Here is a 15487-nt window from a genome sequence, read left to right as displayed (position 1 = left end):
GCGCCTATAAACCGTCGTATGTCGGCTATGTCGTAATACAATTTGAGTTTACCTGCGGAGAAGTTGCGAAATGCCTCACACAGCTCTCTCAGCCCGATTTCGTCGTTGTACGCAGGCCGACTGTATTTTTCGTATGCCTTGTCTATCTCCGTAAGCATGTAAAACCGCGAACCTTCGGCATCGCTAACAGGCACAACGTCCGACTTGTTTTTTGCAGTTCCCTTAGTGGGCATAAAGCCGCCGCCGTTCGCTACGATAACGCCGGGATTCGCGCTCATTGTGCCGGCTATTGTATCGCGCACCGCTTTCACGGTTTCTTCCCTTTCGGCAATCTTTCCCGCCGCCGTTCTGTAAGCAATTTCTTTCGCGCGGCGGTGCTCGACGTATATAATCCTAACAACCAAAAGCACCACGAGCGCAAAAGCTACCGACGCATATAATAACAGCGCCGTTTTGCCCGTCATAACGTTCCATAATTTTTCGAATGCGTCGCTTATTCGAGACGCGCCAAACGTTTGCATTTATACGCCTCCCGTAGAGTTTGCCGACGCTGTTTTTATAAGCGCCTTTTGAATTTTGCTCAAATTTTCGTCGCCGAACAATTTTTCGAGCATTCCGAACAAAACCCGTTCGCCGCCGTCCCGCTTATATAATTTAAGCGTTTTAAGCAGACCGACTATTTTATTCGTAAACGCCGCAGAAAAGGTTTCGCCGTCGTCGGCGCCGCAAGCTAAGAGCACGGACGTAAGGCGTTCGGTTTGCAACACGCTTTTATTGCCGAGCGCAAATCTTTCGCTCGCGTTTATCGCTTCGGTTAAATCGTCTATTTTTTTCCACACTACCTCTTTCATAAAGTGTTCTTCGCGCGCCTCTTTAACAAGCTCTTCGAAAGCGGCGTAAGACACAGACTTTACTTCTACGGCAGCGGAAGGTTCGGCTTTGCTTATCAGCAATTCCGCCTGCACGCTCGCCGCCGCAAGTTCGGGCGGAAGCTCGCCGAAACCGTTTTCTGTTATAAGAACGTATCTTATGTTGTGCGGAAGAGTTAGTTGCGTTTCGTCGTTTAATTTTAAAACGTGTTCCTCGCTCGGGAAAAGAGCATATTTTATTATGTCGCCGAAATAGTCTTTGAGCGTTTCGGGCTGAACCCGACTTATAACGGCGAGAGCGTTTTTATCCGGATTGCCGACAGCCGAATACATAGCGTTTACAAAACCCGATGCAACGTACTTCCCGTTTTCGAGCGTCCAATAAAGATTTTCGGGCTTAGACCACGCCCAGCCTGCCTCCACAGCTTGAACCCCGCCGAAATATCCGCAAAGAGCTTGGGTGAAAAGCGGCAAAACCTCTTTGTTTTTCACGTCTAACAGCACAAGTTTGCTTGCCGCAAGCGACGCGAACAGCGAACGCGCCGACGAAGCTTCCACGTCTACGCCGTAGCTCATTGCATATTCGTGAAAATTAGTGCAAAGTTCGGCAAAAGACGCGTTTTCGCGAAATTTTATATCCTCTTGCCTCAATTCCGTAAAACCGGTGTCATATTCGTACACGGGAGTTTCTTCAACTTTTTTCTCCTCGTCCGCCGAAGCGTTTTCTTCTTGCGCAAGCTCCGTTTCTTCTGACGAAAGCGGCTTTTCATACGACACCGTTGCAAGCTCTTTAAAAGTGCCGAGCTTTTCCACAACGTCGCCTATGTAAACGGGAGAATTTGTTAGAGCGTTTCGCTTTTTGGCAAGAGCAATGCAAAACGCAACAACGCCCACATTCACCGCCGCCGCAACAACGCCAACGCACGCGTAGCCGAACGCTCCGTTTATAAGCCCGCCTACAATAAGCAAAATCGTCGCCGCGTCGCAATATACCGCAAGCATTAGAGCGAGAGCAAGTTTTAATCCGAAGCCGCCGAACTTGCGGCGGGTGTAAAACGCTTTTTCGTTTGGCGACGCAAACTCTTTAACCGCCCGCTCGCCGTCGGCATACTCGCTTTTGCGCGCCGAACGCTCTTTTTCGTCGTCGTATACATAAGGCGCGAGGGTAAGCTCACCGTCAAGAACACCGTTAGGCGAGCCGTCGTAAATTCTTACCGTATATTCGCCTCCCTCGTTACGGTATTTTTTCTTTTCGGAATCGTAAGTGCGGAAAGTTTCTTCTCCAAAAGGTATCTCTATTTTCGCCGTATCGTTTTTCTTCACGAAAACCTTTTTAAAACCGCGCAAACGCGTAGGCTCCTCAGAACCTTTCTCTTTGTTCTTTTTGCCTATTCGCATGGTAACAACGGCATAACCGTCGTATTCGCCCACGTTAGAAACGGTTAAAGCGACTCCTCTCTCCGTTACCGAAAGTTTAGAATATGCGAATTTTGTATACGAAAGTCCGTAGCCTAACGGATAGCGGATTTTTTCGTCTTCCGCAATCGGACGCGACAGCTTGCCCGACGGATTAACCAAACCGGTAATTATTTCGAACACGGCGTTCGCAAGTTTCTGCCCGCCGCGAGCCGAAAACAGCACCGCGCAACACTTCTCCGCAAACGACAAATCGGTTACGTTTTCGGCATCGAGCACCGCGATAATTTTAACGCCTCGCCCTTTAAGCGCGTCTATAAGTTCGATTTGTTCTGCGGGCAAAGCGGTTTCGCCTTTATCCGCGCATAAAAACGCAATCGCAACGTCGGCGCCCGCAGCGAGTTTAACTGCGGTTTTAAGCAAATCTTGCCTGCCCGTTTCGCCTTTACGGTAGCCGTAAGCAAAACCTACGGTTTGAATTTCGTAATCGTTTATAACCTCGAACGGCAATCCGTTTTCGGTTCTTAAATTGCCGTCGTCCGTATATTGCGCGGATTTGGCGTATTCGCCGAGCACAGCAACGCGCAACTCGTGCCTAAGCGGCAATATTCCGTCGTTTTTTATCAGAACCACCGATTCGCGCGCGGCTTCTAACGCAACGTCGGAATGCAGCCGCTCGTCAAACTGCGCACTTTCGCCTTCGCGCAAAGCCGTTTTACGCTCAACAACAGAATCGGCGTTGCAGTTTCCGAGATTTATAAGCGTTTCTATTACTCTTCCGCACGCCTCGTCGATTGCCGCCATAGGCAACATTTTAAGTTCTTTGCAACATTCTTCGAGCTGTTCGGGCGAAATCTTGCCGCGTTTGCAAGCGTCTAACGCTTTGTCGTACCTTACCGTAAGTTCCAACAAATACGGCACAAGTTCTTCGGTGAAATCCGTTTTCAAAAAAACGAACGAATAACCTTCGGTTAAAAATGCGGCAACCTGTTCTTTGGTTTCGGCTATGCCGTATTTAAGCCCGTTAAATCTGTATTCGGCATACGAATTGATTTTTTCGGAATGGGAGCAAATAACCGAATCGGGTTCGCCCGCTCCGAAAACAGCGTCGGAAATCAATTTGCCCGCAACCATTTCTTCAGCCGACAAATCGGAGCGCAACTTATCTTCGAAATTAACGAACGCGCCGCTGCGGTTGAGCCCGGCGATTTTTCCCGACAACAGTTTGCCCACCGCAAATTCTTCGGACGATGCGCTTTCGTCGCACGTTAAATTGGTTATATTGTAATATGCGTTGGCGACGGCGGCTTTCGCCTCGTTGCCCGCGCATTTATAAACTCTTTCAACAAGAGCCGAGTTCCATGCGCACGCAAGCGCCGCGTCGGACGGAAACGACGTGAGGCGAACGTTTTTTGATGCCAACGGATTTTCGCAAATATCGAACACGGGAAAAGCGTAGCCGTCGAGACTGCGGTTTTTATAAAATTCCACTCCCGTTATGGTTTTTATTCGCTGTTCGGGCGTCATCGCATGTACGAGTCGTTCGTTCTTTATCATATCTTCCTTACCACTCCCAAAGCCGTAATCGCGCTTTCGGGTTGATTTTCGCTGTCGGCTTGCCTATATATGCAAATGTTCGTTAAACTTTGAGTTATTTAATATTATATCACACAATCCACACAAATGCAAGGACTTATCCTCTTAAAAACATTAGATTTTCCTTAGGAAAAATTTGCGCGCAAAAAAAAGACTCACGAAAACAGCGTCCGTGAGTTTTTTTACGTTTTTTTATTACTTTTTGCCGCGCTCGCACGACAAAGCGAATTCTTTAATCATATCGGCTGTACCGTCTATTCCGAGAGCGTCCGAATTTAAACAGAGGTCGTAATTTTGCGCGTCGCCCCATGTTTTCGACGTGTAAAAATTATAATAGTTGGCGCGCTTTTTATCGGTTTTTTTAATAAGCGTTGTCGCCGCTTTTTCGTTAAGGTCGTAAAGCTTGCATATTCTTTCAACCCTGCTCTTCATGTCGGCGTAAACGTATACTCTTATTATAGCTCTGTCGCTCAAAATATCGTCGGCGCAACGCCCAACTATCACGCAAGGTTCCCCCGCAAGGCGTTTTATCGCGTCGGCGGTGTGAATAAAAAGTTTGTCGTCGGTTATTATGTCGCTGAGTTGAATGGGCGCCGCCGTGCCGCCGTAATGCGCGGTTGCAAGCGAATACAAAAAGCTGTTCGTGCGCCTCTCGTCCGCCTTTTCGAAATGCTCTTTGGCAATTCCGCTTCCCGAAGCCGCTTCGGCGAGAATTGATTTGTCAACGTATTTGATATTAAGCTTTTCAGCCACCTTTTTGGCGATTTCGCCGCCGCCGCTTCCGAACTGTCTGCTAAGAGTTATAACTCTCATTGCCGTACCTCCTAATAATCGGTTATTTCCCTTTCTATTTGTTTTATACTCGCGTCGTCCGCACCGTCGAGAGCGCACATCTTTGCAAGTTCGCGAACCGAAACCGCATCTTTCTTATTCATTTGCGCCGAAACCGCAAGCCGCAAAAACGCCGCTTCGAATATCACCGAACGTTTCGGATTATAAACGCCGCTTCCCGTTCCTATTCGTAACTTTACGCCTGCGTTCAAAGCCGCGCAAACGGGCGCGACGCCGTTCCCTTCGCCCGCGTCGGTGCTCGGCAATACGGCGAGAGAAACTCCCTCTTGCGCCATAAGCGACAAATCGTCTTTATCGAGGCACACTCCGCTAATTATGCGCGACTGTTGCAAAAGCCCGAATTCGTATAACAACATAACCGGACTTTTTCCGAAACGCGCGTCTATAATGCCCGTATCTGTAAGGGTACAGCCGCATTTAACCGCAAGCTCTGCACCGGTATCGAGCGCATATTCTATAAGCGAATCAAGCGTTTTATCGGGCAAATCGAGTGTGGGCAAATATATTCCCGTTGCGCCGCCGAGCGTCGCCTCTTTGCAGAAAGGAACGAACAGCCTCTCGTTTTCAGGCTTTAAAAGGGCAACCGCGCCGCAATCGGCGCACGCGAGCGTTCTTTCGCAACTTTGCGAATTCGTTTCCGAACAGCCCTCTCCAACAAGCGCGAACGCGTCTGTAAGCAAGGTTTTCACTTTGTCTCCAACAACTCTTTAAGGTAGTTTTTAAGCCGAACTCCGAACACTGGCGAGCGCAATCCGTATTCCAAAGCAGCTACGGTAGCGCCGAATTTATCTCCCATATCGTAGCGCCGACCTATAAAATCGTAGGCGCAAACTTTGCCTTTTTCGCACATCGAATTCAGCGCGTCGGTAAATTGAATTTCTCCGTTTGCGCTCGGTTTGACTTTTAGAATTTCGTCGTATATTTCGGAAGTAAGCACATATCTGCCGAGTGCCGCAAGCCTGCTCGGAAGCTCGCTAAGCGGCGGTTTTTCCACCACCGACAAACAGTCGTATGTTCTGCCGTCGGAAGCGCCCACCCGCGCAACTCCGTATTTAACTATGTCGTCGGTGTTCACCGTTTGCACGCCGAGCACCGATTTTCCCGTTTTTTCGTAGGCGTCGGCAAGTTGTTTCATTACGGGAATTTCGGAATACACAAGGTCGTCGCCCCATGCGAGAGCGAACGGAGCGTCGCCCGTGAAAGAGCGCGCACGCATAACCGCGTCGCCGCTACCGAGCGGACGGGGTTGCTCCGCAAACACAATATTCGCACGCGAATAAGTGCGTTTCACCGTTTGCAAAAATTCTATTTTTCCCGCTTTTTCAAGCGCGTCTTCAAGCTCGGGATTAGGCGAAAAATATTCCCTTATAGCCTCTTTTCCGCGTCCCAAAACTATCATTATGTCGGTTATGCCGCTATCGATTGCCTCGTTTACGATATACGCGAGAACGGGGGTATCCACAACGGGCAAAATTTCTTTGGGAACCGCTTTGGTTACGGGAAGAAAACGGGTTCCCATTCCGCCGCAAGGTATTACAGCCTTAGTGATTTCAGTCATTATATTCTCCTATGCCGACCGCATTAAACCCAACCCGAAAGTTGCCGCTTAACCGCTTACTAATATTATATAGTATATTCCGCAAGAATTCAAGCGATTTTCCAAATTTTTTCGCAAACGGCGGCACAGAACGCTTTTGTTTTTTACTAAAATATGCTACAATAGTTGCAATTATCGAATTTTTAACGGAGAGACCTTTCGCATGAACCTTATATCCGACTTTTTGCCCGTTACCGAATTTACTTCTTACGAACAGTTGATGCGCGATTTTAAAGTGAACGTGAAACCCGATTTCAATTTCGCCTTCGACGTTGTTGATAAGTACGCCGAGCTCGAACCCGAAAAACTTGCGCTCGTTTGGCGCAACGACAGCGGCGAAGAAAAGTTCATAACTTTTAAAGAAGTTTCGAACGAAAGCAACCGCATTGCCAACATGCTTTATTCTAAGGGCGTGCGCAAAGGCGAGCATGTTTTGATAATGCTTATGTCGCGCTATGAATATTGGTTCACCGTAGTGGCTTGCCACAAGCTCGGCGCCATTGCCATTCCCGCAACGAGCCAACTCACAAGCAAAGATATTGCCTACCGTTGCAACTACGCGAACGTTAAGTGCATAATATCCGTTAATACCTCTTCGGTTACGGGGTACGTTAAAAACGCTTTGCCCGACTGCAAATCGGTGAAACATGCGTTTACGGTGGGCGGCGCCGACGGCTTCGAAGATTTTCACAAAGAATATTCTCGTTTCGACGGCGATAAACTTGATTTCGAGCACAAAAACACGGCAAGCGAGCCAATGCTCGCCTATTTTACTTCTGGCACTACGGGAATGCCCAAAATGGTGACGCATAACTACGCATACGCGGCGGCTCACATTGCCACCGCATATTTATGGCATTGTTGCCGCGACGGCGGGCTTCACTTCACCGCAGCCGACACCGGCTGGGCTAAGGCAAGTTGGGGCAAAATATACGGTCAGTGGATTTGCGGTTCGGCAAACTTTATATACGACTATTACGGCAAATATACTCCTCTCGACGTTTTGCCTCTTCTCGAAAAATACAAAGTTACAACGTTTTGCGCCCCTCCCACTATGTATCGCTTCTTAATCAAAGAGGACCTTTCGAAATACGATTTGAGTTCGATTGAGCACTATTGCACTGCGGGCGAACCGCTTAACCCCGTAGTGTACGAACAAATAAAATCAAAAATAGGAAAATCCATTTACGAAGGCTACGGGCAAACCGAAACGGTTTTGGCGCTCGGAACATTTCCGTGCATGGAGCCCCGTCCCGCAAGCATGGGCAAGCCCTGCCCCCTTTACGCAATCGAACTTTTGGACGACAACGGAAAACCCGTGCCCGACGGAGTGGAAGGCGAAATTTGCATAAAGTATAACCCCGAGCAAATAGGTTTGTTCATGGGCTACAACACGTTCGAGAAAATGCGTAGCGTGTGGAACGACGGCTACTACCACACAGGCGACGTTGCAACAAGAGACTCCGACGGCTATTTTTGGTTTGTGGGGCGCGACGACGACATAATTAAGAGCAGCGGCTACCGCATAGGACCTTTCGAGGTTGAAAGCGCGCTACTCGAACATCCGTCGGTTATGGAATGCGCAATCACAGCAGTGCCCGACGACGTTCGCGGGCAAATTATAAAAGCCACAGTCGTGCTCGCGCGAAACTTCTTTCCGAGCGACGAACTTATAAAAGAACTGCAAGACCACGTTAAACACACCACCGCGCCGTATAAATACCCGCGCGTTATCGAATTTGTAGACAGGCTTCCCAAAACGATTTCCGAAAAAATCCGACGGGTGGAAATACGCGAAAACGACAAAAAGAATTGACGTTTTAAAAAGCGCCGCTATAACAGAGCGACGCTTTTTAATTATGGTATAAACTTAATTTAAAACTTTTCGGTTGAATCCACTTCCTTATATTGTTTTTCGGGCAAAGATTTTCCGAACAGTTTAATCGCTTTTTGCGGGCAAAGATTTACGCACCTGTAACACAGTACGCATTTTCCGAGAGGAACGGCTATCCCGTTTGAAAGCTCTATGTTTTTTACGGGGCAAGCCCGCACGCAAGCACCGCACCCTACGCAAGCGGCTTTTTTCACCTTTAAAAGTATGCGTTTCTCTTTTTCCCCTTTTCTGAAAAGCGCTCTCTGGCTGAAAAATCCCACAGCCCGCGAAATAGGATTGAATCCCCTTTTCAGCGGAGAACCGCAACAAATTTTTCGCGCAAAACGCTCTATGCGGCGTTCCGTTTTTTCAAGCATTCCGCTAAGTTCTGAACCGTTTTTTATCGCCAAAATTTTGCAATCCGAAATGTTGTTCGGCATACGGAAATGCTCGGCATGAGTAACTTTTGCTCCGAGTTTTTCCACCGCGCGACCAAGCGACGCCGCGCCGTCGCCCGAAAACATGTATTGCGTAGCAACTATTATAGCTTGCTTCCCTTTTAAACTTTGCGCGTTAGCAAACACAAATTCTCTCATGGGTACGGGAGGAGCCGAACCGTATACGGGAAAAGCCAAAATCACCGTTTCAGAACTTTTCAGTTCGTCCGCAGCGTCGGGAGCGCATATATCTTTTACGGTAACTTCGAAGTTGTTTTTAAGCAATCCGCACAACTTTTCGGTTACATATCTTGTGTTGCCCGTGCCCGAAAAATAAAACGCTCCGAGTTTTCGCATAATTTCCTCGCATAAAAATTTTTTCAAGTATATATATATTCCCAAAAACTCAAAACGGTTCGCCTAAGCAAACCGTTAATCGTTATTAAAAACAAATTCTATTTATATATAAGTCGGCGGCAATTTTCGCATCTGCATTGCCCTTTGTCGAGCAACTCGCTTTGCGCCTTTTGCGACAGCGTTATACCGCAAAAACAACGGTAATGCTTTTTGTCGCCAGCATCGATTGCAGCCACGAAAGCGGGATATTTGCGCTCCGCCGTAAGCGCCTTGTATACTTCGAACACGTCGGCGGGAATATCGGGTTTCAAAGCGTCCAACTTTTTCATAAGTTCGGCTATTTTGGGCTCTTTCTCTTTTTTGAATTTATCGAGACGTTCTTTAACGTTATTATAAACCGCGCGCATTTTTTTGCCGCGCTCCTGCCCGTCGCGGTATGCCGCAATCGCTTTGTCGGCCCGCTCGCTACGCTCCGAAAGCTTACGTTCAAGCTCGGAAAGCTTATCCCGAATTTTTTCTATTTGCGCCGCAAGCTCGCGCTGAGCCTCGATATCTTCGGTTTTTTCCATTTTATCGGCAAGCTCGTTCGTGCGCTTGTCGCATTCTTCCATAAACGAAAGCGCGCTGTTATAAAACGAAATTATATTTTCCGCCGCCTTTTCGGTTTCGGTAACCGTAGCTTTCGCATTGTTGAATTCCGTTTTCGCCTGCTCGAGCTTTTTGCTGTCGTCGCTGCGCTCGATTTCGTCGAGCACTTTTCTAAGCTCTATATCCACTTTTTGATATTCCAACAGCTTATTCAAATTTTCCATTTATATCACCTCTCGATTTTTTTTACTTTCAGTTCCGCTGCTCCCGCAAATCAAAAGCGCGGATTATGCTCAACCTGCGACTGCAAGATTTCTATTTCGGCATGTCGCGCTTTCGCTTCTATTTTGAGAATTTGCACCAAACGCGAAATGTAACAATGCTCCATAGTGAAGTGTTGCGGCTCTATTATTGTGAGCCCGCTCTCGTAAGCGTATACCGCAACATGATGCCTAACGTCGGCGGTTATAAGACAATCGGCTCCCGCTTTGAGCGCCGCGTCAACCCATTTTGTGTCGCCGCCTCCGCCGCCGTTTATCACAGCCACCCGTTTAACCTGAGCATACGGTTCGCCTATTGTGCGCACATAAGAATCGTGCAACACCGATTCCACTTCGCCTTTTAGCACCGAGCAATAAACTTTATTGCCGAGTTCGCCAACTCTGCCGAAACCTATTTCCCCGTCTATGTACGGCTCCAAACTTGTAACGTTATGCAATCCGAGAAGTTGAGCCACATAATCGTTTATTCCGTCGCGCACGAAATCAAGGTTGGTGTGCGCAGCGTAAATAGCTATTCCGTTCGCAGCCGCTTTAAGAAGCTTTCTGCCGAGAACGGTTTCGGCACTTATGTTCTTTACGGGATAAAACAACATAGGATGATGGCTTATTATAAGCTCGGCGCCCAAATTCAAAGCCTCGTCTATAACGTTCATTGTAACGTCTAAACAGCACACAACGCGCGACACAGGCATGTTTTCATCGCCGAGAATCAGCCCTATATTGTCGTACTCTTTTTTGTATTCGCACTCTTCGGGCGCAAAATCCCTTATCAGTTTTACAGCCTCGCCTACCGTAATTGCCACGATAACGCCTCCTTTATATTTTCAAGCTTTTGTAAATTCGCCGCTGTGGGCGGATACGACGCAACCGCTTTTTCAAGCGAACGCAACTTGTTTACGAGCGCGTCGTTTTTAACGTTTAAGAACATTCCGTATTTCAAACGCGACGCGCTCGCGCCTTTTAGCATATCGGTTCCGCCGCCCAAAGTCGCTTTAATAACGTCGTAATATTTGCCGTCGTAAACAACTCTGTCGAACTCAATGCGGTAATTTTTTTCAAGCAAAGTTTTTCTCACGTCGCGTGCATGCGACTGCGGCGAGAGAATAAAAGTTTTAGGATTGCACCCGCCTATTATTTCTACAATTTCAATGCCGCCCATTCCGCTTATAAGCACTGTTTCGTGCCCCGACGCGGCATGTTTGCCGTCGGCGCATACAAACCTAACGCCGCAATTCTCGCCGAGCAACGCCCTCGCTTTATCAAGCGACGGAGCGGATATATCGCAAGCCGTAATCGAGGCGGCAAGTTTATTATCCGAAACGTATTTAACAACGTATCCGTGGTCGCAACCCACGTCTATAAAACTTTTCGTCTTTTCTATTAGCGCGCATAACGCGCAAAGTCGAACCGTCAATCTATATAGTCCTTCAACTTTTTGCTGCGCGACGGATGGCGGAGCTTGCGAAGCGCTTTGGCTTCTATTTGCCTAATACGTTCGCGGGTTACGCCGAATTCCTTTCCCACCTCTTCAAGCGTGCGGGAATGCCCGTCGTCTATTCCGTAACGAAGCCGCAAAACCATTTCTTCGCGCGGCGTGAGCGTGTCGAGTATGCCCAAAAGCTGTTCTTTCAAAAGAGTAAACGCCGCCATATCCTGAGGCGCGGTAGCGTTGTTGTCCTCTATAAAATCGCCCAGATGACTGTCTTCCTCTTCGCCTATGGGAGTTTCGAGCGACACGGGGTCGAGCGCTATGCGCTGAATTTCTCGCACTCTGTCTTCGGAAATTCCCATTTCGCGGCTTATTTCTTCGGGGGTGGGGTCGCGTCCTAATTCCTGAACGAGCACTCGCGTTGTGCGAATTAGCTTGTTTATGGTTTCAACCATGTGCACGGGTATTCTTATTGTGCGGGCTTGGTCGGCGATTGCGCGCGTAATAGCCTGACGAATCCACCACGTTGCGTAAGTTGAAAAACGAAAGCCTTTTGTATAGTCGAATTTGTCTACCGCTTTCATAAGACCCAAATTGCCTTCTTGAATTAAATCTAAAAACAACATGCCGCGCCCAACGTAACGCTTGGCTATGCTCACAACAAGCCGTAGGTTGGATTCGCTGAGCCTCGCTTTCGCGTCCTCGTCGCCCTTTGCCATGCGCTGAGCAAGTTCGAGTTCTTCTTCCACCGATAGCAAAGGAACTCTGCCTATGTCTTTAAGATAAACCTTAACGGGGTCGTCTATGTTTACTTCGCCCGCTATAAGCTGCTCGATTGAATCGTCGTTTTTAAGGTCTATTTGCGTGTTTATGATTTCAACGCCCGTTTGCGCGAGAATACGGAAAACCTCTTCCATCTGCTCGGCGTTGGCTTCGCATTCAACAACAAGTTTTTCGCCCACTTCGTCGTAGGTTAAATGACCTCTGCGCTTGCCCGCTTCGATTAGCCGCTTAACCTCTCGGTTGATTTTATCGGTGAGTTGAATTTGCGGAACAACCTTAACAACTTCAACCTTGCGTTCCGAAAGAATTCTCAAAACTTCTTCCATCTGCTCGGCGCTCGCTTTGCAGTCGGCAAGCTTTTCGCCCACTTCGTCGTAGGTCAGCTTGCCGCCGCATCTCGCGCCCGCTTCCGCAAGAGCTTCTATAACATCGCTTAATTGTTCGTTTAATTGAACTTCGGACATCTTACACTCCTTAAATCGTCTATGCGGCACAGCCGCTTTGTACTGCCTTTGTAATATCCTTTTTTCCGCAACGGTTTTTAAACCGTTGAACAAAGTCTTTTATATCGCGCTCGTTAAATTTTTAAGCGTCGTCGCCCTGCCTAATCGTTTTAAGCTTTTTGTCGAGCTCGCTTATTTCACGCAAAAGCTTCATGTCTTTCGTTTCGTCGAAGCGTTTTGCAAGCGCCGCCTTTCTCGCGTTTAAATTGCTTATTGAAAGAGCTCTAACGCACTCTCGGTATTTGTCGGAACCGTCTCCGTCCAAAAACGGATACCCCACAAGTTCGTTTAAAAGCTGTTTATCTTCTTCGGGCGTCTCTTCGAAAAACTCGGCAAGACCGCGTTTTTGCCCCGACTTAAAACCGCTAAGCCCCCACTCGTAAATACGTCGGGGCAATTCGCCGTCAAGATACGGGAACACGTCCAGCGTGTAGTCGCAATACGGTTTTTGGGCAAGCACCGATGCAAGAACAAACCTAAGCGACGGGTCTATGTTCTGCGCGGGGCGCGATTGCGGTTTTTCGGGTTCGCTCTTTTCGGGCAACGGCGTTAGCTCGGTTTGCCTGTATAGCGACTCCATTGTGTAGCCCGTAAGTTTATGCACAAGCGTCAAATATTCCTCGTGTTCTACGGGGTTAGGCAGCGCCTTTATTATTTTAGACGCCTCCACCGCAAATTTCGCCTTTTCGTCCGACTGCGCTAAGTCGTACTTTTTGGCAAGATTGTTTATTTTAAACCTTGTGAGCGTAACGGCTTCGTTAAGCAATTTTTTGTAAAACTCCGCGCCGTGTTTTTTTATTACGTCGTCGGGGTCGAGCCCGTCGGGAAGCTGCACAACCTTAACGTTAAGCCCCGCCTCCGAAAGAATGTCGAGCCCCCTTAAAGTAGCTTTCTGACCTGCGCCGTCTCCGTCATAGCTTATGTAGATACGCTCGCAATAATTCTTTAAAAGCTTTGCCTGCACAGAGGTGAGAGAAGTTCCCATAGACGCCACAGCCATATCGAAGCCCGCTTTGTGCAAAGATATAACGTCCATATAGCCTTCCGTCATGATTATATAGCTAAGTCCCGAAGTCTGCTTTTTCTTTTTAAGCAAGTTCACCGCGTATATATTGCGCGACTTATCGAATATAATGGTTTGACTTCCGTTGCGGTATTTGGCAAAATCGGGGTTATTAACGAGCACCCGCCCGCCGAAAGACACTACTTCGCCCATGTTGTTGATAATCGGGAAAATCAGTCTGCCGTAAAAAACGTCGTAATATTCGTCGGCGCGCTGAGCCGCAATGCCCGCGTCTTTCATTTCCGACACGGTATATCCGAGCCCTTTAAGATACAAAATCATTTCGTTGCCCGAAACGCTGTATCCGAGCCCGAACCTTTTAACAAGGTTTTCGCCCACCTCGCGCCGTTTAAGATAGTCGCGCGCGCCGCTTGCCGCAGGCAAATACAAGTTTTCGTGATAGTGCCGCGCCGCGTCGCGCATGAGTTTATACAACCGTTCGCGCTTTTTAGCTTCAAGCGCGTAATCTTTGTTTCCCGCCTTAAACTGCGGAACTTCGAGCCCCGCTTCTTTGGCAAGTATCCTAATAGCCTCGCTCTTGTCTACCGACTCGATTTCGCTTACAAAGTTAATTACGTTACCGCCCGCCTTGCAACCGAAACAGTGGTAAAGCCCTCTGTCTTCCGACACTGTGAACGACGGAGTTTTTTCGTGATGAAACGGACAACACCCCCAGTATGTGCCGCCCTTTTTCGTAAGAGGCGTATAGCGCGATATGAGTTTTATTATATCGCTACGCTTCAATAATTCGTTTATAAACTCTCCGTAATCCATTTATTCTATTTATTCCAATTTTTCGGCACCGTAATGTCGGTAAAACACCTCACTGCATAATTGTCGCTCATCATGGAAATGTAATCCACCGTTTTCTGTTCAACGGTGCTGTCCATTTTTCCGAACTCTTCGGGAATTTTGTTCGGATTTTCGGTATAGTACCGATACAAAAAGCTTATCATGTCTACCGCTTTGTATTCTTCGGCTTTCGCTACGGGCGACGAATAAACGTTGTCGAACATAAACTTTCTCAGACGCATAATTTCACGCTCGAAAACTTCGCTCGGGCGGGCATACGGCTTATCGAAGCTGTTTTTAATTATATCCAAAATCATGCTGTTAAGACGTGCGGCATGACGTTGACCGAACAGTTCTCGAAATTCGCTCGGAATATCCGTTTCTTTAATCACTCCCGCGCGAACAGCGTCGTCTATATCGTGATTTATGTATGCGATTCGGTCGCTCCATGCCACAACCTGCCCTTCCAAAGTGGCGGGTTTGCCCCTACTTGTGTGGTTTAAAATGCCGTCGCGCACCTCGAAACACAAGTTCATTCCGTCTCCGTCGTATTCAAGCTTATCCACCATGCGGAGCGATTGCTCGTTGTGTTCGAAATGTATGAACTTGTTCAAAGCTTTTTCGCCCGCATGACCGTAAGGCGTGTGTCCCAAGTCGTGCCCGAGCGCGATTGCTTCGGTTAAATCTTCGTTAAGCCTTAAAGCCCTTGAAATTGTTCTGGCTATTTGGCTTACTTCGAGAGTGTGCGTTAGCCTTGTGCGGTAGTGGTCGCCTTCGGGCGAAAGAAAAACTTGCGTTTTGTGTTTTAAACGCCGAAACGCCTTGCAATGCAAAATACGGTCGCGGTCGCGCTGAAAATCGGTGCGAAGTCCGTCGGGTTCGAGCGGACTCACGCGCCCTTTGGTTTCGGCGGCGCGCGTAGCGTACTTGCTCAAATATTTACTTTCGATTTCGTGCGTTACGTCGGAATAACGCTTATTGCTTCCGTCTATAATAACTCCTCCGCACCGCGAAAAAAGCGCCGTGCCCGAATACCACGTTAAGGACGGCG

The 15487-nt window shown here is 48.1% G+C and carries 13 protein-coding genes; 1 reads left to right on the top strand and 12 read right to left on the bottom strand.

Annotated elements, in window-relative coordinates; translation table 11 throughout:
- The 5 genes from NFR62_RS09970 to NFR62_RS09950 all read right to left on the bottom strand — a co-directional run.
- Positions 1-521: hypothetical protein (locus NFR62_RS09970; RefSeq protein ID WP_251618023.1), on the bottom strand; the 521-nt coding region annotated here is incomplete at its 3' end.
- Positions 522-3842: a glycoside hydrolase family 3 C-terminal domain-containing protein gene (locus tag NFR62_RS09965; RefSeq protein WP_251618022.1), complete on the bottom strand. Its 3321-nt coding sequence runs from the start codon at positions 3840-3842 to the stop codon at positions 522-524. It abuts the gene before it with no gap.
- A 234-nt stretch (positions 3843-4076) separates the two neighbouring features.
- Complete coding sequence (locus tag NFR62_RS09960; RefSeq protein WP_251618019.1) at positions 4077-4694, bottom strand: cytidylate kinase-like family protein; 618 nt, start codon at positions 4692-4694, stop codon at positions 4077-4079.
- A gap of 11 nt (positions 4695-4705) precedes the next feature.
- Positions 4706-5422 (bottom strand): amidohydrolase family protein, encoded by a 717-nt coding sequence (locus tag NFR62_RS09955; protein WP_251618017.1) that lies wholly within the window; start codon positions 5420-5422, stop codon positions 4706-4708.
- Positions 5419-6291, bottom strand: coding sequence for a UTP--glucose-1-phosphate uridylyltransferase (locus tag NFR62_RS09950; RefSeq protein ID WP_251618015.1), 873 nt, complete (start codon positions 6289-6291; stop codon positions 5419-5421). The genes NFR62_RS09955 and NFR62_RS09950 overlap by 4 nt, the downstream gene beginning before the upstream one ends.
- A gap of 202 nt (positions 6292-6493) precedes the next feature.
- Between NFR62_RS09950 and NFR62_RS09945 the strand changes: the two genes are divergently transcribed.
- Positions 6494-8146 carry an AMP-binding protein gene (locus tag NFR62_RS09945; RefSeq protein WP_251618012.1) on the top strand — a complete coding sequence of 551 codons (1653 nt, stop codon included), beginning with the start codon at positions 6494-6496 and terminating at the stop codon, positions 8144-8146.
- Between the two features lie 59 nt (positions 8147-8205).
- Here the strand turns inward: NFR62_RS09945 and NFR62_RS09940 are convergent, their stop codons facing one another.
- The 7 genes from NFR62_RS09940 to NFR62_RS09910 all read right to left on the bottom strand — a co-directional run bounded on the left by NFR62_RS09940 (position 8206) and on the right by NFR62_RS09910 (position 15428).
- Positions 8206-8997, bottom strand: coding sequence for an EFR1 family ferrodoxin (locus tag NFR62_RS09940; RefSeq protein ID WP_251618010.1), 792 nt, complete (start codon positions 8995-8997; stop codon positions 8206-8208).
- A 98-nt stretch (positions 8998-9095) separates the two neighbouring features.
- A complete protein-coding gene (locus NFR62_RS09935; RefSeq protein WP_251618007.1) occupies positions 9096-9809 on the bottom strand; it encodes a hypothetical protein in 714 nt (237 codons plus the stop codon).
- Positions 9810-9859: 50 nt separating this feature from the next.
- The gene (locus NFR62_RS09930; protein ID WP_251618005.1) at positions 9860-10669 is read right to left on the bottom strand and encodes a Nif3-like dinuclear metal center hexameric protein; all 810 of its coding nucleotides are present in this window, start codon (positions 10667-10669) and stop codon (positions 9860-9862) included.
- Positions 10654-11280, bottom strand: coding sequence for a tRNA (adenine(22)-N(1))-methyltransferase TrmK (locus tag NFR62_RS09925; protein ID WP_251617995.1), 627 nt, complete (start codon positions 11278-11280; stop codon positions 10654-10656). Before NFR62_RS09925 ends, NFR62_RS09930 begins: the two co-directional genes overlap by 16 nt.
- The gene (gene rpoD / locus NFR62_RS09920; RefSeq protein WP_251617994.1) at positions 11277-12542 is read right to left on the bottom strand and encodes an RNA polymerase sigma factor RpoD; all 1266 of its coding nucleotides are present in this window, start codon (positions 12540-12542) and stop codon (positions 11277-11279) included. The genes NFR62_RS09925 and rpoD overlap by 4 nt, the downstream gene beginning before the upstream one ends.
- 121 nt (positions 12543-12663) lie before the next feature.
- Positions 12664-14418 carry a DNA primase gene (gene dnaG / locus NFR62_RS09915; RefSeq protein ID WP_251617992.1) on the bottom strand — a complete coding sequence of 585 codons (1755 nt, stop codon included), beginning with the start codon at positions 14416-14418 and terminating at the stop codon, positions 12664-12666.
- A gap of 5 nt (positions 14419-14423) precedes the next feature.
- Positions 14424-15428, bottom strand: a complete 1005-nt coding sequence (locus tag NFR62_RS09910; protein WP_275556893.1) for a deoxyguanosinetriphosphate triphosphohydrolase — start codon at positions 15426-15428, stop codon at positions 14424-14426.
- Between the last annotated feature and the right edge of the window lie 59 nt (positions 15429-15487).

The organism is Pumilibacter muris (genome assembly GCF_943193045.1).
GTDB lineage: Bacteria > Bacillota > Clostridia > Christensenellales > Pumilibacteraceae > Pumilibacter > Pumilibacter muris.
The sequence above is the reverse complement of the archived record's forward strand: the minus strand, read 5'-3'. Positions and strand labels throughout refer to the sequence as shown.